This is a genomic window from Alkalinema sp. FACHB-956 (assembly GCF_014697025.1).
Taxonomy (GTDB): domain Bacteria; phylum Cyanobacteriota; class Cyanobacteriia; order Leptolyngbyales; family Leptolyngbyaceae; genus Alkalinema.
This window is the reverse complement of sequence record NZ_JACJRC010000006.1, coordinates 173,897-199,495: the sequence shown is the minus strand read 5'-3', so window position 1 is coordinate 199,495 and position 25,599 is coordinate 173,897. Positions and strand designations below refer to the sequence as shown.

At 50.7% G+C, this 25,599-nt stretch carries 22 protein-coding genes; 8 read left to right on the top strand and 14 right to left on the bottom strand.

The genetic code is table 11. The features are described from left to right. Window positions 1-684: 684 nt before the first annotated feature. The gene (locus H6G21_RS09825) at window positions 685-1,074 is read right to left on the bottom strand and encodes an AbrB family transcriptional regulator (protein WP_190573212.1); all 390 of its coding nucleotides are present in this window, start codon (window positions 1,072-1,074) and stop codon (window positions 685-687) included. Between the two features lie 1,082 nt (window positions 1,075-2,156). Here H6G21_RS09825 and mtnA point away from each other — a divergent pair. Next, the gene (mtnA, locus tag H6G21_RS09820) at window positions 2,157-3,212 is read left to right on the top strand and encodes an S-methyl-5-thioribose-1-phosphate isomerase (RefSeq protein WP_190573210.1); all 1,056 of its coding nucleotides are present in this window, start codon (window positions 2,157-2,159) and stop codon (window positions 3,210-3,212) included. Between the two features lie 110 nt (window positions 3,213-3,322). Here the strand turns inward: mtnA and H6G21_RS09815 are convergent, their stop codons facing one another. From H6G21_RS09815 to H6G21_RS09805, 3 genes are all read right to left on the bottom strand, one after another. Then, complete coding sequence (locus tag H6G21_RS09815; protein WP_190573208.1) at window positions 3,323-3,769, bottom strand: CopD family protein; 447 nt, start codon at window positions 3,767-3,769, stop codon at window positions 3,323-3,325. Between the two features lie 14 nt (window positions 3,770-3,783). Continuing rightward, a complete protein-coding gene (locus tag H6G21_RS09810) occupies window positions 3,784-4,536 on the bottom strand; it encodes a response regulator transcription factor (protein WP_277875272.1) in 753 nt (250 codons plus the stop codon). Window positions 4,537-4,694: 158 nt separating this feature from the next. Next, window positions 4,695-5,156, bottom strand: coding sequence for a peroxiredoxin (locus tag H6G21_RS09805; protein ID WP_190573206.1), 462 nt, complete (start codon window positions 5,154-5,156; stop codon window positions 4,695-4,697). 162 nt (window positions 5,157-5,318) lie between these two features. Between H6G21_RS09805 and H6G21_RS09800 the strand changes: the two genes are divergently transcribed. Continuing rightward, window positions 5,319-6,083 (top strand): DUF2993 domain-containing protein, encoded by a 765-nt coding sequence (locus H6G21_RS09800; RefSeq protein ID WP_190573204.1) that lies wholly within the window; start codon window positions 5,319-5,321, stop codon window positions 6,081-6,083. On the opposite strand, the gene H6G21_RS09795 is transcribed toward H6G21_RS09800, so the two are convergent. Both H6G21_RS09795 and H6G21_RS09790 read right to left on the bottom strand, forming a co-directional pair. Next, window positions 6,080-7,549, bottom strand: a complete 1,470-nt coding sequence (locus H6G21_RS09795; RefSeq protein WP_190573202.1) for a PAS domain-containing sensor histidine kinase — start codon at window positions 7,547-7,549, stop codon at window positions 6,080-6,082. The genes H6G21_RS09800 and H6G21_RS09795 overlap by 4 nt on opposite strands. Before the next feature lie 99 nt (window positions 7,550-7,648). Further along, window positions 7,649-8,143 carry a hypothetical protein gene (locus tag H6G21_RS09790; protein ID WP_190573200.1) on the bottom strand — a complete coding sequence of 165 codons (495 nt, stop codon included), beginning with the start codon at window positions 8,141-8,143 and terminating at the stop codon, window positions 7,649-7,651. A 797-nt stretch (window positions 8,144-8,940) separates the two neighbouring features. On the opposite strand from H6G21_RS09790, the gene H6G21_RS09785 reads away from it, so the two are divergent. Beyond that, window positions 8,941-10,176: an S-layer homology domain-containing protein gene (locus H6G21_RS09785; protein WP_190573198.1), complete on the top strand. Its 1,236-nt coding sequence runs from the start codon at window positions 8,941-8,943 to the stop codon at window positions 10,174-10,176. A 32-nt stretch (window positions 10,177-10,208) separates the two neighbouring features. Here H6G21_RS09785 and H6G21_RS09780 read toward each other — a convergent pair whose 3' ends face one another. Beyond that, complete coding sequence (locus tag H6G21_RS09780; protein ID WP_190573196.1) at window positions 10,209-11,570, bottom strand: sensor histidine kinase; 1,362 nt, start codon at window positions 11,568-11,570, stop codon at window positions 10,209-10,211. Window positions 11,571-11,875: 305 nt separating this feature from the next. On the opposite strand from H6G21_RS09780, the gene H6G21_RS09775 reads away from it, so the two are divergent. Beyond that, the gene (locus H6G21_RS09775; RefSeq protein WP_190573193.1) at window positions 11,876-12,190 is read left to right on the top strand and encodes a DUF3155 domain-containing protein; all 315 of its coding nucleotides are present in this window, start codon (window positions 11,876-11,878) and stop codon (window positions 12,188-12,190) included. 270 nt (window positions 12,191-12,460) lie between these two features. Here H6G21_RS09775 and H6G21_RS09770 read toward each other — a convergent pair whose 3' ends face one another. From H6G21_RS09770 to H6G21_RS09760, 3 genes are all read right to left on the bottom strand, one after another. Continuing rightward, window positions 12,461-12,991 carry a cofactor assembly of complex C subunit B gene (locus H6G21_RS09770; protein ID WP_190573191.1) on the bottom strand — a complete coding sequence of 177 codons (531 nt, stop codon included), beginning with the start codon at window positions 12,989-12,991 and terminating at the stop codon, window positions 12,461-12,463. 78 nt (window positions 12,992-13,069) lie between these two features. Then, window positions 13,070-13,432, bottom strand: coding sequence for a PadR family transcriptional regulator (locus H6G21_RS09765; protein WP_190573189.1), 363 nt, complete (start codon window positions 13,430-13,432; stop codon window positions 13,070-13,072). Window positions 13,433-14,000: 568 nt separating this feature from the next. Further along, window positions 14,001-14,651 (bottom strand): response regulator transcription factor, encoded by a 651-nt coding sequence (locus H6G21_RS09760; protein WP_190573187.1) that lies wholly within the window; start codon window positions 14,649-14,651, stop codon window positions 14,001-14,003. 260 nt (window positions 14,652-14,911) lie between these two features. Between H6G21_RS09760 and H6G21_RS09755 the strand changes: the two genes are divergently transcribed. Further along, the gene (locus tag H6G21_RS09755; protein WP_190573184.1) at window positions 14,912-15,505 is read left to right on the top strand and encodes a DUF3611 family protein; all 594 of its coding nucleotides are present in this window, start codon (window positions 14,912-14,914) and stop codon (window positions 15,503-15,505) included. Between the two features lie 62 nt (window positions 15,506-15,567). Here the strand turns inward: H6G21_RS09755 and H6G21_RS09750 are convergent, their stop codons facing one another. Beyond that, window positions 15,568-16,791 carry a glycosyltransferase family 87 protein gene (locus H6G21_RS09750; protein ID WP_190573182.1) on the bottom strand — a complete coding sequence of 408 codons (1,224 nt, stop codon included), beginning with the start codon at window positions 16,789-16,791 and terminating at the stop codon, window positions 15,568-15,570. 411 nt (window positions 16,792-17,202) lie between these two features. Here H6G21_RS09750 and ilvC point away from each other — a divergent pair, with 411 nt between their 5' ends. Next, window positions 17,203-18,198, top strand: a complete 996-nt coding sequence (gene ilvC / locus H6G21_RS09745) for a ketol-acid reductoisomerase (RefSeq protein ID WP_190573179.1) — start codon at window positions 17,203-17,205, stop codon at window positions 18,196-18,198. Window positions 18,199-18,427: 229 nt separating this feature from the next. Here ilvC and H6G21_RS09740 read toward each other — a convergent pair whose 3' ends face one another. Further along, the gene (locus H6G21_RS09740) at window positions 18,428-18,640 is read right to left on the bottom strand and encodes a hypothetical protein (RefSeq protein ID WP_190573177.1); all 213 of its coding nucleotides are present in this window, start codon (window positions 18,638-18,640) and stop codon (window positions 18,428-18,430) included. 296 nt (window positions 18,641-18,936) lie between these two features. Here H6G21_RS09740 and H6G21_RS09735 point away from each other — a divergent pair, with 296 nt between their 5' ends. Both H6G21_RS09735 and H6G21_RS09730 read left to right on the top strand, forming a co-directional pair. Next, the gene (locus H6G21_RS09735) at window positions 18,937-19,440 is read left to right on the top strand and encodes a CGLD27 family protein (protein WP_190573175.1); all 504 of its coding nucleotides are present in this window, start codon (window positions 18,937-18,939) and stop codon (window positions 19,438-19,440) included. Between the two features lie 161 nt (window positions 19,441-19,601). Beyond that, entirely contained in the window at window positions 19,602-20,555 is a 954-nt protein-coding gene (locus H6G21_RS09730; protein WP_190573173.1) for an asparaginase, read from the top strand. 142 nt (window positions 20,556-20,697) lie between these two features. Here H6G21_RS09730 and H6G21_RS09725 read toward each other — a convergent pair whose 3' ends face one another. Beyond that, complete coding sequence (locus H6G21_RS09725; protein WP_190573171.1) at window positions 20,698-21,477, bottom strand: hypothetical protein; 780 nt, start codon at window positions 21,475-21,477, stop codon at window positions 20,698-20,700. Window positions 21,478-21,612: 135 nt separating this feature from the next. Then, window positions 21,613-25,272, bottom strand: a complete 3,660-nt coding sequence (locus H6G21_RS09720) for an NACHT domain-containing protein (RefSeq protein ID WP_190573169.1) — start codon at window positions 25,270-25,272, stop codon at window positions 21,613-21,615. Window positions 25,273-25,599 lie beyond the last annotated feature (327 nt).

Here is a 25,599-nt window from a genome sequence, read left to right as displayed (position 1 = left end):
TTAATGGCGATCTCGTTCGATCGTCCTGTCACCCAGAAAATGCCAACTAGAAAACGAAATATGCATGTCAAGATCAAACCTGAGTTCGACTTTCAAAAAGTTTCATCAGTAATAGTGTTTTCTCAAACCTTCTGGAAAGTCGCCTGTTTCTAAGCCAGATTTCTAGTTCATGTTTCCAATTCATGTTTCCAATTCACTGGGTAAACGTCAAATGAATGCACCCAGTGAATGGGCTAAGTGAATGAGCTAAGTGAATGCGTCCAGATCAACTGACATTTATGCGGGGTCTACCGGCCTCGCTGAGTCCAGATCCCACTAAACATCATTAACATCCCTCCTAAAAAAATCGCGATCGCAAGTCCTACGGGTAAAGCGATCGACCAATCAATATTTTCCATGGATAACTACTACTATGTTAATCGCGGTACAAATTCTAATGGCGGGACAAAAGAGATACAAAACTGCATGACGAATCCGAAGTTCCTCAGTTGGTTACCTAATTTTAGTTACCTAGCCAATTAATCAAAGGTGGAGCTTGACTTGGATTAACTCATACCACACTGGATTAGGCACAACTAAGGTGAAACCGTAGTAGGTAATAGCCTTTTCATCCTGACTCTTACCTACTACTCCTGGTCACATCATTTCATCACATCATTTAAAACCTTTAGACATCAAACCAGATTACTCTTCGTCTTCCGCATCCACTTGGTGTAGCTTGATGTGCTTCCGTCCCAGGGTGATTTCAAATTCGTCTCCTGGCTTGAGTTGCATCTGTCGGGTGTAAGCCGCACCAATCAGTAAGTTCCCATTGGATTGAACGCTAATGCGATAACTTGCATTGCGGCCACTGCGTCCCGAATTACCCTGTTTACTATCCAAAATAATTCCAGATGCTTCAATCACAGCATTCTGAAATTTCATTAAATTCACCCGTTCCGCACCAGCCTTCGTCAATGTGACATAACCACATTCGCGAGCTTTTTCCTCTTTGCTCAGATTCTCTAACTCCCGCACCCGCTTTAGCAAAGCTTCTCCAGTTAGCGGTTCAGTGTTTTTTTTCTTTCTAACCATTCAATCTCATCTAACCTCACAATACAATTGATCTCAAGTTTGACCTGCCTATTCTGAAGCGTTTTTGATTTCAGAACTTAACAGGAATCAAGATAGAGCAAACATTGATGTCAATCAAAACGAATAGAGAACCTGAAAGTTGAAAACTACAGCTTGTAGAATAGAACTCTCTAGTCTGCTATTAACCCTTGAATAATATTACATTTTCACCCATTCGACACAGAATCAGTAAATTAGGTCAAAAAAATCCTAATCTTCTTAAAATTCTCACTAAAGGAGAATTCAAGCATTCTGGGAGCGGGATGTCAGCTAACTTGGACATAGGGGCTTGCATTGGTCAAGCTTTCGATCGAGTACTCAGATAAGCCAATTCTAACCAAAAAATTCAAGTAGCTTTAGTGGGTTCTTGATGATTCGGCTAACAGGATCTAATGAGTCAGAACTGACCCACGATCGGGGTATTTCAGATAAACGGATACCGACTTTGATTTCTATCACCAATGAAAACGAACTTCTCTGACTACGGTGCCATCTTCTAGGACAGGGCCAATCACGGCACTCATCACAGCGCCAATGAAATCACCAAAAATAGACTGGGAGAACGTTCAGTCAATTGATGCAGGTAGTCAACATGCATAGGGTAGATTCATAGGTAGCTGCTTTGGGGGAGGGGGATGACTCAGGTAGCTTGAAACCATAGGGCAATGCCGGAAGCAGGTTCAATGAGCCATTCTTCAAGTTAACAGGATGCTAAATCTGTGACTCAATTTACTAAATCTGTGGCTCAATTTAATCGTTGTAAGCAGGTTGAGATCCGCTATTGAAAACAGTCTCGTCAATGGGTGATGCTAAAGGTTCACCCCCTTGATTCTGATAGCAATGCGCATCAAGAGATTGGGTTGGATATTGTTTTGCTCAGCTGATGAGCACAATGATTTCTTCTATCGAGTTGCCTATCAACGATCGCGCAATGGGGTTGTATTATCTGAGCAAGCTAGCTTTGATAGCACTGTCGCAAACGTTCGATCTCGCTTCCGATCTTGTAAGATAATTGCCCTGACCTTCTATCGAGCTTGTTTGCTATGGCTGCCCACCCAGTTTATCCCGTGCTTTGGAATGGCGATCGGGTCACCCTGATCGACCAAACCCGTATTCCCAACGAATTTAGCGTCGTTGAAATTAGCCGCTCCGATGACATGGCCCAAGCCATTAAAACCATGATTGTGCGGGGGGCTCCAGCGATCGGCGTGGCGGCGGCCTTTGGCATTTGTTTAGGGGCACGGGAAATTCAAACCCAGGATCGCGATCGCTTTTTGCAAGACCTAGAACAGATTGCGGACACCCTGCGAGCCACGCGACCAACGGCTGTTAACCTGTTTTGGGCGATCGATCGCATGATGAAAACCGCTCGACAAACCTTGGGTTCCGTCGAACATTTGCGGCAAGTTTTGGTGGAAACGGCCCAAGCCATCAACCAAGAAGATTTGGCGACCTGCCAAGCGATCGGTGACCACGGCCTTGCTGTACTGCCCCAAACGCCCCAGAAATTACGCCTGCTCACCCACTGCAATGCGGGAGCCTTGGCGACGGCAGGGTATGGAACGGCCTTAGGGGTTGTGCGATCTGCGTGGCGTGATGGGCGATTGGAACGCTTATATGCTGACGAAACCCGCCCCCGCCTCCAAGGGGCCAAGTTAACAGCTTGGGAATGCGTGCAGGAAGGAATTCCCGTAACTGTGATTACCGATAGTATGGCGGCCCATTGCATGCAGCGGGGCATGATCGATGCCGTCGTGGTTGGAGCCGATCGCATTGCAGCCAATGGCGATGCCGCCAACAAAATTGGCACCTATAGCTTGGCGTTAATTGCCCAAGCCCACCAAGTGCCGTTCTACGTTGCCGCGCCGTTGTCTACCATCGATTTCAAAATTGCCAGTGGCGAAGAAATCCCGATCGAAGAACGGGACCCCAGCGAAATCTATCAGATCGGTGAAACGATCATTTGCACTTCAGGGGTGGAGTATTACAACCCTGCCTTTGATGTGACGCCTGCTCGACTGATTGCGGGCATCATGACCGAATTTGGGGTCTTCGCTCCCGCTGAACTCAAGGATGCCTTACATCAGCGATCGCTGTGAGGATCTGTGTGAGTGTCTATGGGAGGATCTGTGTGAGTGTCTATGGGAGAAGCTGTGTAAGCGTCTTTATGAATGTCTGCTAAGCTCCCGTTGAGGGTCTGACAGGGACGTTAGAGGAGTCCGCCTAGGCGGATTCCTGCACCTAAAACGACAAATAACACCGCTAAGGTTGTGATGCCAACAATGTGGTAGGCAAGGGCATTCAGCGTTGCTTGAGTCAGTTTGGGAATGATGAAAAAGCGGGCATGAATGGCCAAACCTAGTGTTGCCACTAGCAATCCCAATTTTATGGCAATATATTGGGACAAGAATGAATTGAAAGCTCCAAAGTTCTGGAATCCTGGAAAATAGATCCAGGTCAACCACAAACCAGTTAGGACTTGGAGGAACAGTGCGGCGAGTCCAAACCCTTCAAAGTGCGCCTCAAACTGATGGATGCGATCGGGATCTTGATGTTTTAAGGCTTGGGGTAAAACGGTCACCGCGAGAACGAGATGGCCACCGACCCAGACGGTAGCCCCCAAGGTATGCAAAATCACTAAAAGCTTGAATAGCATGGCAGTTGCTAGATTTACCCAAAGCGATAGCCAAAGCCCCGAACCGTTACGAGATACTCGGGATTACTAGGGTCATTTTCCAGTTTTTCTCTCAGCCAGCGAATATGAACATCAACGGTTTTACTATCGCCAATAAAATCATGGCTCCAAATGCGCTCTAACAGTTGATCACGCGACCAAACCCGCTTGGGATGGCGCATAAATAATTCCAACAGCTTAAATTCCTTGGGGGATAAATTGACCTCGTTGCCCTTGACCAAAACGCGGCATTCCTGGGGATACATGACGATGTTCTGAAAGACCAGCGTGGAATCGGGGAGGGCTGGCTGAAATTGCTGTTGCCGCCGCAGTAATGCCCGACACCGCGCCACGAGTTCCCGCATCCCAAAGGGTTTCGTCATGTAGTCATCGGCTCCAATCTCTAGACCGACGACCCGATCGGTTTCCGTGCCCTTTGCGCTCAGCATCAAAATTGGCACACTACTCCCCTGCCGCCGAATCAGCCGACACAAATCCAAGCCACTGATATTAGGCAACATCAAATCTAGGATGATCAAATCCGGCTGTTCGCGGGGAGCGGTTTGGTTAACATTGCTGTAGGCAGAACTCCCACCTGCACCCACTAAGGCTGAAGCCTGAAGAATTTCCAATGCCGCACGGCCATCCGCAGCTACCGTGACTTCATAGCCTTCTTCCGTCAATGCCAGGGCGACGGTCTCACGAATGAGTTCTTCGTCTTCGATAATTAGAACTCGACCCAAACTCATGGGATCACTTCAGCTTAACGCCAGCACAATCCTATCACTCATTTTGGTGGATATTCTGAATTGATAGAGCCCAGCGAGGTAGGATGTTCACGGTCTCAGTCCTACCTCTTGGGGGGCTACCTTAGGGGTTCCTGCTTCAGGGGTTCCTGAGCGGTGCCCTAGGCTTTGGCTAAATCTTGAACGATGGATAATGATTCATCAATGTGACCTTGGAAGTTGAGTTGGGAATTAAAAATGTGCCGCACAATTCCCTGGCGATCGATGACATAGGTCACCCGTCCCGGCAGGAGTCCCAGGGTTGAGGGCACCCCAAAGGCTTTGCGAACCCCATTGCCTTCGTCGCTGAGGAGGGTAAAGGGCAACTGATATTTGTTAGCAAATTGCTGGTGGGAACTGACGCTATCTCCACTAATGCCAATCACCTCGGCTCCAGCCTCTTGGAAGGCGGTATAGCTATCACGAAAGCCGCAGGATTCTTTGGTGCAGCCGGGAGTGTCATCCTTGGGATAGAAGTAGAGCACCACACACTTTTGGCCGATGAAACTTTTGAGATTAACGGTTTCTCCCGTTTGAGCCTTTAAGGTCACGTCGGGAATCGCATCGCCAACTTTGATTGTCATAGGATACTTGAATGCAGAATTTGAATTGCTAAGCTTGAATAGCAGAACTTGCATGAGATAGGTCTTACCTCGCCAAGCATGCTCGCTGTTAATGCTATAGCAATTTGGTAAACCCAACAATTTCGGCAAACCCACCCACCGATCGGGAAGGAGATGAAGCCCATGGAACCTTTTACGATTGTGCTGTCAATTCTGTTAGGGTTGGTGTCCCCGGTGGGGGTCGTGGGCGATCGCTTGGCAGCGCAACAAATTCGTAAACAGTTTAAACAGGTGGAACAGTTGGAAGTGCGGATTGATAATGCACCTAACCACCAAATTTTGCAGGGCAAGGTGAATAAAGTGCGCCTTGCAGGCCGGGGGTTGTTTCCGATCGAGGGTCTGCGCCTGGATACCCTAGAAGTAGAAACGGATCCAATTGTCCTAAAGGGGCTGAAAACGCAATTAGCAAAACCCCTACAAGCGGGTGTCTATTTATTTTTGACGGAGGCGGATTTAAATCGGGCCTTACAATCGCCAACGGTGACCGATCGCATTAAAAACCTCAGTTTTCGCTTTTTGCAACCGGAAGAAGCCGATCAAGTAGCTCGTTACGACTTGGTCAATCCGCAGGTTGATTTCCTACCCAATAGCCGCGTACGGTTGCAAACGGAACTGACAGAACAAGGCTATCCCGATCGCCTCGCCATTGTGGCAGAAACGAAACTCCAAGTCATCGCGGGTAAAAAGCTACAACTGACGCAAATGACCCTGACCCTCAACGGTCAACCGGCTCCTAAGGCCGTGGTTGAGGCGATCGCCCAGGGTATTAGTCAACGCTTGGATCTGCAACGCTTAGAGCAGTCCAACACCACCGCCCGGATTTTGCAACTGCAAACGGACGATCGGGGCTTAGGGCTAACCACTTTTGTGCAAGTGCGCCCCCGTTAACTCTGCTTTTGCGGCAATTTAATCTGAATCCAGGCCCCTCCGTCGGGATGGTTTTGGGCGGTAACCGTGCCATGGTGCATTTCTACAATTTGCCGCACGATCGCGAGGCCGAGGCCGCTGCCACTGCTGGGCTGAAACGGTTGAACCTCCAGCCTGGACGGGGAGGAATAGGACGGGGTGTTCGAAGATTGGCCAAGGGTGGGTGCAATCGCTTCCGAGGCGGAGCTCAGTGAACTGGGAGTACTGGGTTGGAGGGTACTGGGTTGGAGGGTACTGGGCTGGGCGGAATATAGCCCGTGGGGGCCAACGGACTGGCGGGTGCGCGAAGGGTCAGCGCGATAAAACCGTTCAAACACGACCGAGAGATCGATCTCCGCCGGAAACCCTAAGCCCCCATCAATAATGTCAACTTGAACCCAGGGCATTGTTGTGGCGTTAGCGGGGCCCCAGGTCGGGGTGGGAACAGGGTTTTGGATCACATTCACGGTGATGCGAATGGGTCGATCGGGAATTGTGTATTTAATACCGTTGTCTAAAAGATTAATCAAAACACGGTGGAGCCGATTTTCATCGCCTTCTAGAATCAGGCGCTCTGGCCCTTGGTAGCGGAGGTCAATACCTTTAGTCCGGGAAATGGGTTCTAAACTCAGCCAAGCGGATTGAATCAGTTGGGGCAGATCAATACGACTGAGCTTGAGGGGACGATTTTTGCTGGCTTCCAGTTGGCTCAGATCGAGAATTTCTTGAACTAGGGTACTCAGGCGGATCACTTCCTTGAGCAGGCGATCGACCCATTGGCGCGAATCCTCATCGACTCGGTATTGCAGCATTTCCGCGACGAGACGAATTGAAGTCAGTGGGGTGCGTAACTCGTGGGCCACATCCGATGTCCAGCGATCGCGCTGCTGGGCTAAGAGGGTTGCTTCTTCTCGGTTTTCTAAAATCACCGCGACACAATCTTCCTGTAACGGAAATGCATAGCCCCGTAAAGGCCGACTCTGCTTCACTTGCACATTGGCGACATCCACCGATACGGGATTAAACACCCATTCCCGCATACAACTTTTCTGTTTATGTCTGGCCCGATCGATCAAGGCATCCAAATCGTAGGATCGTACAATTTCCAGCAATAGCCGGGGGCTGGAGCTGTCAAAATTTTCAATTTCCAGCAATTGCAACGCTTGGGGATTACACCACGTCAGTTGATTTTCATCGTCTACTTGTAGATATCCAATGGGAAGGGCATCAATAATATGTTGGAGATCTGTGACATTTTGTCGCAGACGATCGCACCGCACATGGGAGCGCTGCATCATTCGAGTGATCTGCGACGTGAGGGATAAGTTGAGATTAGGATCACTTAACTGGTATGCCCGAGTCAACTGAGCCAGCTTGGCCATGAGCCGTGCCCGATAGAGGAGAAGTGCCAGCAGGCCGATCGACAGCCCCAGAAAGAATAAAAACACGTGCAGCAAAGAGGATTAAGAGCAACGAACCAGAATCTAGCCCTCAGTGTAGCTCAGGATGTCCAAGGAACCTAGATGGCTAGAATACCTTCTGGGGGGTCATACCTCGGCTCGCGACGGGAAGGAACTCGGCTGGCTGATCAGCCCTAGTTGCACAGGCATACAGCCCGACAGCCAAGCATCTAACCAAATTGAGGGCAGACGATCGCTAATGACAACGACCTGTTTGGCCGTTAAGTTCATGCAAGCGACGGCCTCCCGTAAGATCCACAACAAAGCACGATTAGCCACATAGACAATTGGCAAATTCAGGGATTGACTCCAATGATCGGTGGTGTCCCCTTCATTCACTAGGACGAACATTTGGAGTCCTGCGGATTGGGCTTTGAGTAACCAGTTTTTGACTTGGGGGGTAAGCTTGCGATCGCTGGGGATAGCTCGATCGCAATCCAGGATTAAGCCCCGAATCCCCAAGGCTTCCAAAACTTCTATATCTAACTCCGCAAGCGTTTCTAGCCGGGTTGGGAGGGGATTAAAGCAGTGACGATCGCTGCCAGAGAGATGAGCGGCGACAGAGCGTGCAGGGTAAAGCATGGGTCTAGCCTAAAAACTGGATGGGGGGAACTCCAAAATGCATCACACAGAAGATGAAGCACAAAACATAAATCACACAACCTCAAAGAACAAAACATAAATCACACAACTCAAGGTGTCATGAACAGCAAAGCACTGATGCTGAATCACTCCCATGGTAAGCACGAAGAACAATTATTTATGCAAGTTAGTTCGAGCCAATTACATGAGTTAATTACATGGATTAACGGTCTGTACAAATTACAGCCAATGGAAAGTATGTGATTTATGGGTGTGGAAGTTCAAATAAAGTGTGACTACAGGATTGTGAACAGATTTGAGTGTAGAAAGTTTTGCGTTGAAATAAATCTGAGTGTAGATCAAGGTCAATTTAAGTGGATAAACAGCTAGTGCTCATTCATCCACGCCCTGACATGAAGAGAACACAAGTCAGAAGCATCTAATTTCGGAGACAGCACTGTCACTCACTCACACTTTTCTCTAAGTAGATCCAGTATAAAGTGACCCGTTCAGGGCGATATCCGTATTTTCATCATCTTTATTAGAGCTTTAATCTATCCTTAACACAGCAACCGGATAACGCTATGTAAACCCTAGGTTGAAGCAACTACGGGATCGTACCCTAGCAGATTGGCAACCATCCAGCCATCTCCTGGAAAACACGTAGATACTGCGGTCATTTTTACACCTCCCAATTGGCCGACTGAACCAGTTGGAAAAGTGGCCTAGGCTGAGCAACCTGGCCAGAGCCCACCCGTCCTAGGGAGTAAATGCAGTGTTCAATGAGTTAACAAAATATGCTTCGCTCTCTTCAATCCGGTATTTCCCTCTCTCTAGCTCTCGGTCTCGTGGCTGGCGCAGCCGCTCCCATGGTTCAGGTTCAGCCAGCCCACGCCCAAAATTCCATTGCATTTTCCGATGTTTCTAGTGATTATTGGGCTTCTGGCTTTATTCAAGAACTGTCTGCCAGAAATGTCATTAAGGGCTTTCCCGATGGGTCTTTCCGTCCCAACGAGCCCGTGACTCGGGCACAATTTGCGGCCATGATTCGCAACGCCTTCAACGCACCTTCTGTACGGGGCACAACCTCCTTTACGGATGTTTCAACCTCCTATTGGGGCTACCAAGCCATTCAAAATGCCTATACAACGGGTTTCTTGGCGGGCTATCCCAGTGGGGAATTCCGTCCGAATGAAAATATTCCCCGGGCCCAAGCGATCGTGTCTCTGTCCAACGGTTTACGCTACACCAGCTCTGAGAACCCTGACACGATTCTAGCAACCTATCGAGATGGCGATAATATTCCTAACTACGCACGATCGAGCGTTGCAGCAGCCACTACCCGGAACATGGTGGTTAACTATCCCGATATCAATCAGCTCAATCCTAACCGCGTTGCAACCCGTGCTGAGGTAGCGGCCTTCATCTATCAAGCCCTGAACACCACGGGCCAAACTGCAACGATTTCCTCGCCTTACATTGTGGGGTATCGCCCCACCCCCCAACAGATTCGGATTGCAGCGGGAACCTCCATTCCTGTGCGCTATGAGCAAGCCGATCGGATTCTCCTCGGCAAGAATGAACCCCAACCGTCTAACTTGACCGTCACCGTTTCACAAAATATTGTGACCAGCAATGGCAAAGTGCTGATTCCGGCGGGTAGCCAAGTGGCCGGTCAACTGGTGGTTGCTGAAGGTGCAGCCCAGTTTGTCGCCCAAGAACTTGTCATGGCCAATGGCAACCGGATGGCGCTGCGGGCGACCTCCGAAAAGATCACCGAAACGGAAGTGATTCGGAAAGGCGCGAGCGCAGGCACGATCGTCAAAGATGCAGCCCTAGGCGCGGCGGCGGCAGCGGGCATTGCGGCTGTGACCGGCGATCGCAACATCAAAGCTTGGGAAGTGCTATCCGGGGCCGGAGCCGGGGCGATCGCAGGGGTTGTCTTTGGAGGGGACAAGGTGGAGTTAATTTCCATCAAGCCCAACACTGACCTCAATCTGGAACTCAACCAGGATTTACTCCTTCCCCAGTAGATTCAATCGTCAGGTGTCTTCAGATTCAGTCTTCAGGCATCTTCCGTTACGATCGGTAAAGTCACTAACAGCGTGGTGCCATGGGTCGGCACCGGATCCAGGTCTTGAGCCATCCAGCCTTCTAGCTGCGGGGGACTAAAGACCTGGATTTCCCCATGCATTTGATGGATTAACTCCCGAGCGATCGCCAGTCCTAACCCCGTTCCCGGCACTTCCGTATGAGCCTGTACCCCCCGATAGTGGCGCTCGAATAACCGGGGCAAATCCTCTCGGGGAATGCCAGGGCCATTGTCGCTCACCCGAAGCGCTAACTGATGGGGCTCCTGAAACACTTGCACCTGGATTGTGCCCCCTGGAGGCGTGTATTTAATGGCATTGTCGATCAGGTTGCTTAACACTTCCCGCAGGGCCGATCGATCGACCTGGATCGCAGCCAATCCCTGGGGAATGGCCACCTGAAAACTTTGATTTTTCTCCTGGGCGATCGCCTGAGCAGAAGCCAGCACCGGTTGCAAAATGTCTTCTAATGCCGAAATTTCCAACTGGAGACCACCGGTACCCAGAACATCGAGCGTGGGAACTGGCCCGTCCTCCCCTGTGGCAGGGCCGAGGGCTAAGGGGGCCATTACCCCAGGCAAGGCTAACTCAACGACCTCTGGGGGGTCTACAGCCCCTTCTAATTGCTTTAAAAGTTCCTGGAGGCGATCGCTCTCCCGGACGATACTGGATGCCACATCCCGATTGGCATCCGTCGTCGCTAGCCGTCTCAGCAAAAGCTTGCCAAAGGTGCGCAGGGCCGTCAGGGGATTGCGAAATTGGTGGATCAGGTTATCCATCACATCTTGGCGATGCTGCCGTTGGTGTACTTGCTGCCGTTGTTGATAATCCAACCATTGGGCCCGTTGATCCACCACACAAGCCAGGGTCAGCGTCTTGGCTACAGGATCCAGTTCCTGCTGTTCAATCTCCAACCAGGGACGATCGTTGCGTTCCGTGACTAGGAAGCCCAAGACAATTTCTTCATGCACCAAGGGGAGAACCAGTTGGTAGGGATGCAAGGTCGTTAAATAGGCCGGACTGGGAAGGGATTCTTCTAGGTGCGGGCGCGGGGGAGGCTGGAGCAGCAGGTTCATTTCGGCGGACAAATCCTGCCCAGACAGCGAAGGGGGTAAGGGTGATCCAGCCTCCCGTGTGGATTGAGCTAACCGCTGCAAAGCGGCGGTGGCAGCTTCCAAGGTCGGAACCGCTGCGATCGCAACCAACTTAGGCGTTTCTCCGCCGGACCATTCCTCCGCCAAGTAGACGGCCCCCAAGGTGATCCGCCAAGACTGGGTCAGCAGCAGCAACTGAGACTGACAAATCGCTACAAATTCCGCGCTGGCTGGCATTAGCATGAAGTTAACCCGATCGAACCTAAATTCTTACAGAAATGGATTGACTTAAGTATTTGTAACCAGTAACTTAAAGGTATTGGCTGAATTCATATTTTGTAACCTCTGTTACACTTCGTATTAGTTCTTAAGAACGGCGCAAGCTTGCAGGGGTGAGATATGTGCCATCGCAACGGCCATTTCGCGAACTATCAGCTTTTGTATAGATGGATTAAAACAAGTTGAAATTTTAGGTTCAAGTCGATATACTTTCGACGGTTTTGTAACAAGTACTACAACTTGGCAGCTAGGATAAGGAGGTAGAGGGTTTGGCAAGGAGACGCAAGCGCAAGAGTCGGCGACGTCAAGAAGGGCGTAGAATCCTGGAAAGTGTGCCTCAATTTAGCATTGACTGTGGTGATGATAAACCAGTCACCGCAGCTCGCAGGTTCATTCATGCTGAAGGCATTCTTCCCCCCGCCCTGCTTTTAGTGAAACGTAACGAGCATACCACCGATCGGTACTTCTGGGCAGAGAAAGGATTATTTGGGGCTCAGTACGTTGAAGAGAACCATTTTCTTTTCCCTAGCTTACGGCAGTCAGAAGATGACGCTGAGCCCGTTGCTGTTGGGGCTCACGGCTAGAGATTATTATTCCGTTTAATCCATCTAACTTCAGGGGAAAGTGATACCTACACTTTTCCCTTTTTTGTTGCATGGGAAAGGTGGCAGGAGACAAGGTGGCAGAGACAAGGGGAAACCCAAATTTTTACCCCCCAGCTGTGATCATCATGGGAGACACGGCTGGGGGGTATTTAGCGTTCATTCCTGTTTAGTCTATTGATGACGTTCGCGAATTGGTGCCATACAAGTTCCAATCCGATCGGCCATGCCATTCCGTGAACCGAGCCATCGTTATCCGAGAGATTTAAGGTTCAGGGTTCGCTGTAACTCTGCCAACTCATCCCGGTGAGCTTTCACAGTAATCAGACTTTTCCCCGATCGAATAGTTTGCTCCGATTCAACCTTTAACGAAACCTGTTCATTCCGACCTGCCTTCCGCCAGTAAAACACACCGGCCAATGGCGAAAAGGCTAATAATCCTATCCATACGCCTGTGAAGTCAGGCAACAAAAATGAGAGCACAAGAACCAAACAGAGTGCACCCAGCGCTGCTAGCAATGACAGAAATCCTGCTAGAAACAAACTTGGGCGAACCCAACCCTCGAAGACAACAGAATTTGCCTGAGCATCAATCTGCGATACACGGTAAGCACGCTCTGCAAAATATTGCTTAAGCTTGGCCAACAATGAATCTTCCGATTCATCGGAAGTTAACTGGACAATCTCTGTACGATCTTTGACTGACGCTCGAATAAAGAAGCCAAGTCCGATCGCCAAGAGGAGCGTGAGCAAAAACGTAGAGATTAAGACTGAATTACTCATGGGCAGGCAACGGACGAAAGTGTTCTCACTCCACTCTACGCTGGGTTTGTCTTCCCCAAGTAATTCGGTTATCCCTACCTATTTTGCTGAAGCATTGGCTTCCCGCTTCACGGCATACCCTTCCCAGAGTTTCGCCAGGTCTTCGGCCTGTGCTACAGCGTCCGGACGGATCTGATACATCCGGCGAGGACGACCGCGCCCCTCAACCTTCTTCCAGTAGCCTGTAACCATTTCGTTATCTTCCAGGAACTTCAGTGCGCTGTAGAGCACGGTGTCCGAAAGACGGTACAGAGGATGGTTTTGCTCTAAGAGTTGAATCAGTTCTGTCCCGTAGGAATCTCCTTTGAGGAGCACCGAAAACACATAGCAAACGGCTAATTCCTTATTGAGATAGAAAGGTGGTGGATCCTTAAAAAACTGGTAGATATCCTCAAATTTCATGGGTTTTACATCCAGATAATAGTGACAAACAAACTCACCCTAAGTTGATTGCGTGGAGGTGAATTGCATGAATCTAGCAGTTGCTCCTTCCACAATACGAAGCTAACAAACCACTTCAGACCTCACGTCCCTCTTAAGAGAGAAATTTACCTCCGACGTAAAATTATGTAAGACAGTGTTTCTTGTAAGTTCAGGTCAGACGCATTGGCAATTAGCGCTTCAGGGTGGAATTTTCCCTAATCTAATCCGATTGGGAGGGGTCCTGTCATTCGTAAAACTCCTGACCGTAGAAAAAGATGTCCCCGATAAATTACTGAACTCTCAACTGCCTTAACTTGGATTGAACATTGGAGTTAACAGAGGATCCCGATACTTTAGAGACTTTTATACTTTAATAGTGTGCTTTTTTTTATGGGAATGTGACACTTTGGCTTACAAGACTTTAAATTTCAGGGTCTACAAAAGATATTGGGGCCAGCGATCGACGCCCGTTACTTTGAGACGTTCAAAGATATGGAACACCGACCAAAAACTGGTCAATCAAGGCGTTGGGGACAAAAAGAAGCACTTAGACTAAACCAGCTCGAAGGGCGACTACGGCGGCCTGCACCCGATCGTCCACGGCCAATTTATTCATGATGCCTCGGATGTGGGTTTTGATCGTATTCGTACTGAGATACAGCGCATTGGCAATTTCCGGATTGCTGTATCCCTCCACCATCAGTTGCAGCACCTCCAACTCTCGTTGTGACAATTGACCAATTTGGGTGGGACGGGTGGGGGGCTTGAGGTGATCAATGACTCGGCGAGCAATTTGCGGATCCAAATAGGTTGCCCCTTCTTGGGCCACGGAAATGGCGGTGACGAGTCGATCGATGTCTGCACCCTTAATACAGTAGGCATCTGCTCCACTGGAGAGGGCTGCGATGATTTCCGTATCGGTGGTATGGGACGTTAGAATCACCACTCGGACATTGGGTAACTTGGCTCGGATTTGCTGCGTGGCGGCAATGCCATCTAGCCGGGGCAAGCCAATATCCATGACGATGATATCCGGCTTAAGGTCTAAGGCCATTTCCACACCGGTATAACCGTCGCTGGCCTGCCCCACGATCGTGTAGTGGGGATTATCGCCTAGGGATTGCTCTAACCCCAACTGCATCATGGGATCATCTTCAACAATCAGAATGCGAAGTTGTTTAGATTCGCTTACAGTCATGGGTTCTGGAGTATGGAGAACTTAAGAGATTTGATTGGATTATGCCTGATCCGACTGGGGATGCTATAGATTCATAGAAGCCTCGTTCAGTTCTTCCCCTAAAATTTGTATTTAAACTCTGAATCCTGCCCTTCTGACTGTTGTTTTTCAATTTCAATACAATTATTAAGGGTTATTCAACAAAGGGGCACACAACAAAGAGGCACACAACAAAGGGTTACTCAAAAACGCTGCTTAGAATCTGCTTAGGAACAGTCGGTATGACGAGCCAACTTGATAATTCGCCTGCGCCCCCCAACCTGAAACAGATTGCCAAGACCTTTCGCCTGGTGGGATGGGTCAGTTTCTGGGCACAGCTCGTCCTCGCAATTATTTCTGGGCTGATTTTTATCTTTGCAGTACTGTCGGCAGCGGCGTTTTCCCGATCGGCAACACCAGGAGCCTCGGCGGCCAATCCGGGAACGGGGGGTGGCATTTTTTTTGCGACCTGTAGTTTATTCGTTCTGGCCTACTGCATCTATCGATCGTTCCAATACGTCCAACTCGGTCGCCGGTTGCAGGAAACCAATCCCAGTTTTCGCCCAAAAAAATCAGAAACCGTGCAGTTCCTCTGGAGGAGCTTGCTAGTGCGGGGGGTGGGCTTGCTGCTAGCAGTCATGGCCGCAGAAGCGATTACCGGAGTGCTCCTGGGCAAAGCCTTTCTCTCCATGGGGGCCATTTTTAACCCCCTGGCGATTAATCAAATTATTCAGCCCCTCGATATTTTTCTAGTGCTAGCCAATACCCATTTGATTACGGCTCACTTTATTGGCAGTGCGGCTTCCCTGTGGTTGCTCAACCGCATTAACCGCTAACCCACAATCTGCTGGCACTAGAGTTTGCAGCAGCAGATGCAACCTAATCCCTTGCTTTGCCATCAGTCCCAAACATCCTTGGAGGTTGGGGGAGTCACCGAAGGCGTTTCGGGGGCTTTGGGGGGCAGCAGTAAATGTTTGCGGGAGCCGGGAATGGCAAAGGCCAGGGTAACGGCATAGGCCAACATGCCATTGCTGTTGGTAAAGGGCGGCATAAAGATGGGCAGCACCAGCCAGAATTTACCCAGGGCCGTCGTCCGCTGGAAATGATGGAAGAGAAAGGGAAAATACCAGACCAATCCCATAATCCAGGTCTGGGGATTGAACAGGTGGATCGTGTTCAATAACGAGAAAAACTGTTCATCTTCTTTGCGGGGGCGCAGAAAGTAGAACAGGATTGCAAAGGCGATCGCGCCCACGGTGAGGGCCAGAAACGGTTTCCCCCGCAAAAACGGGTTCATGTAGCCATGGACAAAATCATGGGTCACCAGGAGCTTGTTGCCTTCGATCGCGAAAACGAGGCGATTCAGCACCGTTTGTCCTAGGGTCTGGGTGGGATAGGGATTGACAATTTGCCCCAGGAGATCCGGGAAGGTGCGTTTGGCAAAGTTGAGGTAGACGGGATAGCCAAAGTAGAACAGGGGCAGGGTGAGGAAAATTAGGATACTGCCGATCGTCGCGGCCACCATGCGAAACTGCCGTTTGACGAGGTAGTAGAGCAGGGCCACAAAGGGAAAGATTTTCGTCAAGCAAGCCATGCCCAGCATCAGCCCCGGTAGGACGGGTGGTTTGTTGGATTGGGAAGCATAGAACGCTGACACCGTTAGACAGCACACCAGGATATCGATCTGCCCCCGTTCAAAGCTGGCCAGGGTGGGAAAGCTCATGAGGGCCAGGACTAAGACTGCGGGAGAGAGGGGCGAGCCCCGATGGCGCAGCAGTTGGAAAAATAAACACCACAAACAGAACAAAATAAAAACGCTATACACCACCTTGGCGGTGCCGTAGGGCATCCAGCTAAAGGCGGTCATGAGCAGGGCTGCAAAGGGGGGATAGATGAACCCTGACCAAGGCCGACTTTCCGCATTCACAGGGGTATAGAGTTCTGGATGCAGACCCACCGGATTGAGGTAAGGATCCAAACCCAGTAAGACCGATCGACCTGCGACATAGTAGGGACGGAAGTCAATCTGGTAGGACTCTAGGACGATGTAGATCAAAATGGCCGAGGGCAGCAGATAGGGAAAATACTCTCGGAAAAAGCGGGCGATCGTAAGACGGGGCATGGCAGAACACACAAAAGCAAAACACAGAAGCAAAACACAGAATTGCAAGATGGGATGGATCGATCGGGGCAAACCGTTCTCAGAACTCGTACAACTCATGCGATTTGCAGAGGTAAAAACGTAGTGCAGCTTTCTAGCAACATTCCATCGTTCCGCAAGATACTGTAGCCCAACTTGTTGCCCTAACCTGGTTTCGCCAAACTTTTTAGTTAAACTTTGCGGAAATTTGTGTGGATTTGTGGAAACTATCGATCCTTTAGGGGTGCAATGCACTGAAATCACCCAAATTCCAGATTCAGATCTCGCAACCCGATCGGCGGATTTCTACCCGTCCCCCCTTCTTGGTAAAATCAGAGCTTGCGAAATTTTCCCCATGCGTGCGGGCAAAGGAATTAAGGAGAGATCCCAACTATGGCGCGGATGTATTACGATGCGGATGCAAATCTTGATTTATTAAACGGTAAAACCGTTGCAATTATTGGCTTTGGTTCCCAAGGTCACGCTCACGCTCAAAACTTAAAAGACAGTGGCGTGAATGTTGTTGTGGGTCTGTACGAAGGCAGCAAATCCGCCGTCAAAGCCAAGGAAGCAGGGCTGGACGTGAAGAGCGTGGCGGATGCAACCAAGGTGGCTGACCTGATCATGATCCTGCTGCCCGATGAAGTGCAGCGATCGATCTACGAAACCCAAATTGCCCCCAACCTGTCTGCGGGTAAAACCTTGGCCTTTGCCCATGGGTTCAACATCAACTACGGTCAAATCGTGCCCCCCGCTGATGTGGATGTGGTGATGATTGCACCGAAGGGGCCGGGACACCTCGTGCGCCGTACCTACACCCAAGGTCAAGGGGTGCCTGCCCTGTTTGCGGTGTACCAAGATGCCTCCGGCCAAGCACGGGACAAGGCCATGGCCTACGCTAAGGGGATTGGTGGAACTCGGGGCGGTATCCTGGAAACCACCTTCCGGGAAGAAACCGAAACCGACCTGTTCGGTGAACAAGTGGTGCTTTGCGGTGGCTTGAGTGCGCTGATCAAGGCTGGGTTTGAAACCCTAGTGGAAGCGGGTTATCAGCCAGAGTTGGCTTACTTTGAGTGCTTGCATGAAGTGAAGCTGATTGTGGATCTGATCGTGGAAGGTGGCTTGGCGACAATGCGTGACAGCATTTCCAACACCGCTGAGTATGGTGACCTGACCCGTGGGCCGCGCATCGTCACCGATGAAACCAAACAGGAAATGAAGAAAATTCTTTCCGAAATCCAAACCGGTCAGTTTGCCCGCGAGTTTGTCCTGGAAAACCAATCGGGTAAGCCTGGGTTCATCGCAATGCGTCGTCGGGAAGCTGAGCACCCGATCGAAGAAGTGGGTAAGGATCTCCGCGCAATGTTTAGCTGGCTGAAGAAAGCCTAAATTACTGGCGGGATTAACGCTCTTGTCTGAAGAACTGTTCTCACCCAGGGGTTTGGTGAATACCAACCCCGCCAAAACCTTGCTTTGTGTCGTGCAGGGCTTTGTGTCGTGCAGGGCTTTGTGTCGTGCAGGCTGGGGTGAGGATAGTTTTTCCAGCATTCGGCCATGAGCACAAGGTGGAACACAGGGTTGAATTCAGGGTTGAACGCAGGATTGAATTGCCGCCCCATTAGCGTTTTTGTTCGGTTTGCTGGAGGGCGTCTTGGGTGCGCGTGTTGGGATTTTTGGGCTTCCAGGTGGGGAAGAGGTTCAGCATCATTTGATCGATCGAGGTGCGAGCTTGGAGACTGTAGCGCCCGATCGGACGGGGGAGCACCTGATCTCCAAAACCAATAAAGGCAAGCACAAGCAGCAAAATTAAAGCGACTGGAATCTTTTTCATGGGGTTACTCTCCAGAGGTAATTTAAGATGGCAGTCCTGACTTATAACCTTCATCAATCACCCTGAACAGGTGAGCCGCCGGTGGCTGCGAGCATACCGCTACACCTTAGGATTGTTCCTGTATTTTTATAATGCCGTTTTTGCCGGGGAAGATGACAGACGGTGAGCTTGTTTTGAGAATGCCCATTCCGCAGACCAGATTTGCAAACCAGATCCGCAGGCCAGAACGGCAAAAGCTTTAAGAGTCCTTCTGCGACCCTCTATACTGCTAGTAGACGTTGATCCTACGGTTGACCATGAAATCTTCTACTTGCCCTGTTCCGGTGGAACAGCGCCCTGTCAACGAGTTTCAGGCATTGTCAGAATCGTGGTTCTTTAAGTGGGCCATGTGTCGGGGCTGGAGCTTTGCCAAACCGTTAGCGATCGCTTTTGTTGCTAATTTAGTCGTCTCAGCGCCGATCGCGGCGGCAAGCTTTCCGTTTCATAAATTTCCGTTGGAATGTTTGTTAGTGGCAGCGGCTGGAGCTTGTTTAATTCCTTGTTTGCTGTTGGTTCGGCTCTATTTGGGTTGGAACTATATCAAATCTCGATTGTTGGATACGAAGATTTTCTATGAAGAGTCTGGATGGTACGATGGCCAAATTTGGCAGAAGACGCCGGAGTTTCTGGATCAAGATCGCTTAATCGTCACCTATGAAGTCCAGCCGGTGTTGCAGCGGTTGCAGCAGGCTCTCGTTTTTGCCATGGGCGTTTTTTTGGGGCTGGTCATTGCTAGTATTGGTTGGGCCATGCTGGGCTAGGCTGTGTCTCGGCTTTTCAACGTTCGATGAAGATTGGTGAACCTAGAAAGGGAAATTAAACCGTAGTTCTGCAGGAAGGTCACGATCTTCGTTTCTAATTTGTAGTGGTGCAGTTTTGTACCACGATCGTCCCACAATTTAGCTGGTTGTAGCTGGTACCGATGACTAGAGGAAGAAAAACAGAAACCGCAGAACTCGACGTTAAGCTGCTGCGGGAGGGCATTGTTGAGTCGGTACACCATGTCCATGCCACGGTCTGTGACGATCGCGGACGGGTGCTGTTGGTGGCGGGCCAATCTGAACTAGAAAGTTTTGTCCGATCGTCTCTGAAACCCTTCCAAGCGCTCTGTGTGACGTCAACGGGTACGGTGGAGCGGTTTGGCTTGAGCGATCGGGATATTGCGGTAATTTGTAGTTCCCATCGGGGGCTGATTGAGCAGACGCGCCAGGTGTTTAATGTGCTGTGGCGGGCGGATATTGACCCTTCGGCGTTGCAATGCCCGATTCCTGCGGGTAAAACGAGTCCACTAGAGTACAATTGTTCTGGCAAACATGCGGGGATGTTGGCGGCGGCGAAGCAGTTGAGTGTGCCGACGTCGGGTTATTTGCAGCGCAACCATCCGGTGCAGCAGTTGATTCTGAATAAGGTGGCGGATTTGCTGAAAATTCCACCTGCGGAGTTTATTGTGGCGCGGGATGACTGTGGGGCTCCGACCTATTTTATGCAGTTGCGGCAGATGGCGTGGCTGTATGCGCAGTTGGCGTCTGGGGAGAGTTTGGAGCTAGAGCGGATCCTGCGGGCGATGACCCATTACCCTGATCTGGTGGCTGGGAGCGGCGAGTTTGATACTGAGCTGATGCGGCTGACGAATGGCGAGTTGGTCAGTAAGTCGGGGGCGGAGGGCGTTCAGTGTGTGGGCCGCATTGGCGAAGGTATGGGTTTAGCAATTAAGGCGATCGATGGGGCTAAGCGGGCCAAGTATGCGGTGGCGATCCATCTGCTGAAGCAAATGGGTTGGATTTCCCCCAGTGTGGCGGATGAATTGTCCGATCGGTTTATTGCGATCGGGGAGTTCAAACGGCTAGAGGTGGATGGCGAGTTATCGATGCTGTAGTGTTTGGGTCGTTGTTCTCATTGTCCTCATTAATTGTTATTTGTTGGATGAAATGCCTTGGGAAGACGGGCGGATGGGTCTGTTTTTTCAGGGTATTTTTGTGTTTGGATGGGCGATCGGGTAGGTGGGGAATTCGGCGGAATTAGGCGGATTTGAAGAAGCGAATGATTTCGCGGATGTGGTCGAGGAATTGGCTGTCTTCGCTGAGTTGGGAGATGGCTTGGCGGGCTTCGCGGGAGAGTCGATCGTGGTCGCGATCGTTGGTGGCTTGGAGGGCTTCAAGGTGCGCGGTGAGGTCTGCGATGCGGCGGGAGAGGGTTTCGAGGCTGTGTTGTTGGTTGGCGGCCCAGGAGTTGGGGGCTTCGAGATCGAGAAATTTGTCGAGGCGTTGGCTGGTTTCTTCGAGTTGGGTGAGGCGCGATCGCAGTTCGGCGACGTCTTCGCGGGGGTAGGCGAGGTTTTTGCGAATGAGGCTGAGGCGGTTGATGAAGTAGCGGTAGGCTTCGATCGCGGGGCGCAGTCCGGTGAGGAGGAGGGCGGCGATGGAGGCGATGTAGCCGATGGCGCTGATGCCGAGGGCGGAGAGGATGTAGAGGCCGAGGGCGGAGGCGATGTGGAGGGCGAGGGCGAGGAGGAGGGCGCGGTGGGCGATGGTTTGGGTGTAGCGGATTTGTTTGGGGTCGATCGGGATGTCGCGTTCTTCGGAGAGGGCGGCTTCGGCGAGGATTTCTTTGGCTTGGAAGTGGATGTTCCAGGGGACGGTGACGATGACGAGCAACCACCAGAAGATGGCACCGCCTAAAACCCAATCGACTAAGCTGCCGATCGGCAGGTTGAGCCATTGGATGCCTGCAAAGCCGAGCAGGGACAGGAGAAGGAGGCCGATTAAGCCGAAGGCAAATCCTAGAAAGCTTGATGCCATTTTAGGGGTGCTCCCAACGCAGAATGGATATTTCTATTTCTGCTGGGAATATAGGCTAACTAGTGGATAGCTTATGCTGCTTTCTGATCTGGCTTGGGAAAGCACTGGGCGCAGAGATAGGCCACGGAACTCAGCCTACTGGGGGCGATAGTGCTCTGGCAAAATGCCTTGGAGGGGATTGCGGGCTTTGCGTTCTTGCCATTTGCCCCACTGCCAAAGCACGGTGCAGACTGCAAAGACGGTGCCCCAGATCAGAGCTATGGTAGGCCAAGGGAACCAGTTGTGAAGCCCCAGGGAACCATAGAGCAGAACCAGTGGCCCTGCACAAAAGAAAGGGTAGGCAAGAATGGCCCAGTAGCGACGGGAATCAGGTTTCTCCTTAGCTCGGAACCAAAAGCCAATACCAGCGCCAGCGATAGCGATAGCGACAGCGACAGCTCCAGCGACAGCGCCAGCGACAGCGAAAGCGCCAGCGACAGCTCCAGCGAAAGCGACTGCGCCAGCAAAAGCGAAAGCAAAAGCAAAAGCGACAGCGACAGCGACAGCGACAGCGCCAGCGCCAGCGACAGCGACAGCGACAGCGACAGCGCCAGCGAAAGCGAAAGCGAAAGCGCCAGCGACAGCGCCAGCGACAGCGACAGCGAAAGCGCCAGCGAAAGCGACAGCGAAAGCGCCAGCGAAAGCGACAGCGAAAGCGAAAGCGAAAGCTTGCTCACTCATTAAAACTTGGCAAAGAGGTTCTATCCCCTCCCAAACAGATCGATCTTTAATCAATTGCCGAAGCTTTTGCCAAAATGTCAGCCAGCCAAATATACCGAATTGCAGTAGAAGATCGTTGTCTAATCTTTGTTGTTCATCAGGAGTTTTTGCGATGCCTTGCCACAGGAAAACCCACGTATCCACAATCACAATGATTGGTAAACCAAGTAACCAGCTTGTCCAAGCTTCTTTATTTTGAAAGGGTAGATAAACACTTTCAGTCATGGCTCCCAAAGATGCTGAAAATGCAATGGCTAATACGACTCGATAATGCCAACTGGTTTGGAAGCGATAGGTCAGCTTCTTGAACGTATCTCGCCAATCCTGAGTTGTGGGCCGACGTTCTTGGTTGAGGCGCTCTACCAACTGTTTTTGGATTTCCGGTTCCAGGCTGTGCAGCAAGGTGTACCAGCCAGACTGGGAGCGGGGCGTTAACGTAATGGGTTTCTGAATCTGATCTGCGAGTGCAATGGTACAAACTGGAATGACCAAGCGCGGGTCAAGTTTGGATAACGTCTGCGGTATGGGCAACTGCGTCATCAGATAGGCCACCCGTCCAGCAATAGCAGGCAACTGCGAATGTTTCGGCTCCAAAAACGGTGCCCACACCCAATCCAACCGCCCCAACTCTGCCGCCGGATGCTCAAAAAAAATCAACTTCATTCGTGCTAGCACAGGTGTGCTCAATATTTCATTCTGCCCATAGTTTCGCAAGGTTTCCTGCACCGATGGTAAAACCATAACCTCAGCCAAATACCAAGTGACCAGTCCTAGGATTGCTTCGTCTTCATGCCAAAGCAACGGGACTAACACCTTGATCGCATCCGTTGTATTGATCAGGATTAAACAATGTACTGCTGAAATGGCATCCCTTCCCGTAGCCGCTGCCGCAAATTTGACAATTTCGGGTACTGCAACATCGCCCATCCGCACCAAAGGAACCCAAATGCTATCGGTTCTCTCCACTTGGTCTAGTAAAACACGGGTTGCTTTGGGCAAATTGGTAAACGATAATGCATTCGCAGTCGCCTGCCACTGAGTCCCTTGGGCAGGAGTATTGGCAAGTTGTTGCTGAAAAAACTCAAATACTGCCAAGCCACGAGGTCGTGTATCTGCTGCTACAGCTCCAAAAGCTCGTTCGATCTCCGCATCCCCTTGTCCTAAAGCTCCCTTCAAGTTAGTGATGATCTCATCTGCCAACATTGCTTCCACATTTTGGGCATCTGCCAAACACTCCAAGGCCATCACGGGTTGCAAAGCATAAACCCGCCGAATCACCTCCGTACTTTCATTGGCCAGCCCACACCACAGCTTCACCACCTCTCGCCAAGCCACCATATCCGCCTCAAACCGCCGCACTAGCTCCTGGGGCTTATCCACCAGTTCCGCTGCCGCAAAATACTCCTGCAACGTCAAATGGCTAAACTGATAGCGTGCTCCCCCATCAATCCGCAACAGCAGGCCACTCCGCTCCACAATCTCATCCAAAATTGCAGTGGCATCTTTCTCCCCATCGAGATTCAATCCCGGCAGCACAGCCTTAATCTGCGCCATCACGGCCCGAAAATCCAAGGTCTTACGATCGCCCTGGGTTCCCGTCTGATCCTGGGCAAACAGCGCTAGATGCTGCAACACCAATCCTTTGGTAAACCCCTTGTAATGATTGGGCGTTTGCCGCGACCCATCCCACAGTTCCAATAACCAGCGTGTCGATTCCCGATAAAACTCCGATCGGGAATGGGGTAACACAAACGGGGTATCGCAGTACAAATAGGCAATCATCGTCAGCAGCAACGGATTGCGCGCTAGTTCCTTGATTCGCGGTCGATCGGTCAATGCTTGTAACAACTGCTCCACCGACTTTTCTGGGGGCATTTCCGATCGCCAAGGCCGCAAAAACTGCTGAATCTGCGCATCGGTAAACTCCACCACCTCAAGGGTGCGATTCACCACCGGATCGAACTCATTCTGATAGATCTGTGTGCGACAGGTAATCACCACGCCACACTGTTCATGCTGATCCAGAAAATCCCGAATCCGCTGAACAACCGACACCCGATTGGAACTATTTACCTCATCCAACCCATCCAGCAGCAGCAAGACATTGCCTTTTTCCAAAGCCTGCTGCAAAAATTTCTCCCCATTGGGAAAATCGTCCCGCTTCAATGCCTCCAGCAACAGCGGTAACATTTCTGCCCCACTGTTCAGCCGATACAGCTCCAACAAAATCACGATCGGATTCCCCGACAACCGCAGCCGTCCTTCGGCATAACTCAGGGCTAAATACTTCAGCAACATCGTTTTTCCGGAGCCGGGTGCCCCTTTCACCATCAGCCGTCGATGCTCTCGCACAGCCTGCAAAGCTTCAACTTTCTCATTGCTGCGATCGCCCGCCACTTTGAGCGGCACATAGATTTCTCCCAGTTGCAGCGGTCGATTAGGCCGAAAGGGAATCTTCAGTTCCCGGTGCTTCACTAACAGCGCCTTGCGGTACTTTTCCAACGCTACATTCCAAAACAGCCGCGTCCCTGAAAACCGTTGATAAATCCAGGTGTTGATTGCTGTTGAAATCTTTTTGATGGTTTCAGTTACTGTATCCTTAAACGATGCGAAAACAGCAGACAGAACAACAACCGCTAACCAACCCCGCCAATCTTTCAAAACTTTGGTGACTTCGTTGGGATCTGTTTCCTTCTCATCCTTGGCTTTGGCGTAGGCTTCATCATAGGTCTTATCAATTTCGTTAGTCGGCAGTCCAGCTTGTTTCGCTTCCTCCGCAAAGAGCTTCCGCACATCCTCCGGACGCTGGGTACGCCCCACCTCCAAATCTCGCTTCGCTTGGTCTTGAATGCGTTGAATCAGTGCCTCACGGGATTGCGGCGCAGGGGATTGAGCTACGATCGGCCCTGCAACGAGAACCACCAACAGCCCACTCAGAACCCACTGAACCATGACTCGTTGCCAGCGCTGCAATGTCCAAGGGTTCCTCAGACTCTGTTTTGCCCCGCGCCCCATTACCCCTTGTTCTTGCTTCATTGCCGCATTTCCAGCCAACCCATTCATTCAGTTTGGCAAATTTTCCTAATGCCTAAACTATAACCAAGGAAATATTAATTTCTCCATTCCCGATCGAGACGAATAAACCGTACTGGAACGATCGATGCGATGTCTGTAAACCTAGGTTGTGTTTCGTAAAGTTTTCCCAATGGGCTTGACTTTACCTGGGTTTCTCCGTAGGCTGTTCTGTCATAGCGAATCCGTGGACATCCTTCTTTCAGTTGGGCTTACGATTGACGGTACGGCATGAAGCACGGAGTCGCTGGGATCCAAAAATTTAGGGCACTACCCTTTGTTGCGGCAAAC

What these genes read in the sequence shown, in the direction of transcription:
- H6G21_RS09825 (WP_190573212.1), bottom strand. Translation starts at nt 1,074, where the DNA reads ATGGTTAGAAAGAAAAAAAACACTGAACCGCTAACTGGAGAAGCTTTG.
- mtnA (WP_190573210.1), top strand. Translation starts at nt 2,157, where the DNA reads ATGGCTGCCCACCCAGTTTATCCCGTGCTTTGGAATGGCGATCGGGTC.
- H6G21_RS09815 (WP_190573208.1), bottom strand. Translation starts at nt 3,769, where the DNA reads ATGCTATTCAAGCTTTTAGTGATTTTGCATACCTTGGGGGCTACCGTC.
- H6G21_RS09810 (WP_277875272.1), bottom strand. Translation starts at nt 4,536, where the DNA reads ATGAGTTTGGGTCGAGTTCTAATTATCGAAGACGAAGAACTCATTCGT.
- H6G21_RS09805 (WP_190573206.1), bottom strand. Translation starts at nt 5,156, where the DNA reads ATGACAATCAAAGTTGGCGATGCGATTCCCGACGTGACCTTAAAGGCT.
- H6G21_RS09800 (WP_190573204.1), top strand. Translation starts at nt 5,319, where the DNA reads ATGGAACCTTTTACGATTGTGCTGTCAATTCTGTTAGGGTTGGTGTCC.
- H6G21_RS09790 (WP_190573200.1), bottom strand. Translation starts at nt 8,143, where the DNA reads ATGCTTTACCCTGCACGCTCTGTCGCCGCTCATCTCTCTGGCAGCGAT.
- H6G21_RS09785 (WP_190573198.1), top strand. Translation starts at nt 8,941, where the DNA reads ATGCTTCGCTCTCTTCAATCCGGTATTTCCCTCTCTCTAGCTCTCGGT.
- H6G21_RS09780 (WP_190573196.1), bottom strand. Translation starts at nt 11,570, where the DNA reads ATGCTAATGCCAGCCAGCGCGGAATTTGTAGCGATTTGTCAGTCTCAG.
- H6G21_RS09770 (WP_190573191.1), bottom strand. Translation starts at nt 12,991, where the DNA reads ATGAGTAATTCAGTCTTAATCTCTACGTTTTTGCTCACGCTCCTCTTG.
- H6G21_RS09765 (WP_190573189.1), bottom strand. Translation starts at nt 13,432, where the DNA reads ATGAAATTTGAGGATATCTACCAGTTTTTTAAGGATCCACCACCTTTC.
- H6G21_RS09760 (WP_190573187.1), bottom strand. Translation starts at nt 14,651, where the DNA reads ATGACTGTAAGCGAATCTAAACAACTTCGCATTCTGATTGTTGAAGAT.
- H6G21_RS09755 (WP_190573184.1), top strand. Translation starts at nt 14,912, where the DNA reads ATGACGAGCCAACTTGATAATTCGCCTGCGCCCCCCAACCTGAAACAG.
- H6G21_RS09750 (WP_190573182.1), bottom strand. Translation starts at nt 16,791, where the DNA reads ATGCCCCGTCTTACGATCGCCCGCTTTTTCCGAGAGTATTTTCCCTAT.
- ilvC (WP_190573179.1), top strand. Translation starts at nt 17,203, where the DNA reads ATGGCGCGGATGTATTACGATGCGGATGCAAATCTTGATTTATTAAAC.
- H6G21_RS09740 (WP_190573177.1), bottom strand. Translation starts at nt 18,640, where the DNA reads ATGAAAAAGATTCCAGTCGCTTTAATTTTGCTGCTTGTGCTTGCCTTT.
- H6G21_RS09735 (WP_190573175.1), top strand. Translation starts at nt 18,937, where the DNA reads ATGAAATCTTCTACTTGCCCTGTTCCGGTGGAACAGCGCCCTGTCAAC.
- H6G21_RS09730 (WP_190573173.1), top strand. Translation starts at nt 19,602, where the DNA reads ATGACTAGAGGAAGAAAAACAGAAACCGCAGAACTCGACGTTAAGCTG.
- H6G21_RS09725 (WP_190573171.1), bottom strand. Translation starts at nt 21,477, where the DNA reads ATGGCATCAAGCTTTCTAGGATTTGCCTTCGGCTTAATCGGCCTCCTT.
- H6G21_RS09720 (WP_190573169.1), bottom strand. Translation starts at nt 25,272, where the DNA reads ATGAAGCAAGAACAAGGGGTAATGGGGCGCGGGGCAAAACAGAGTCTG.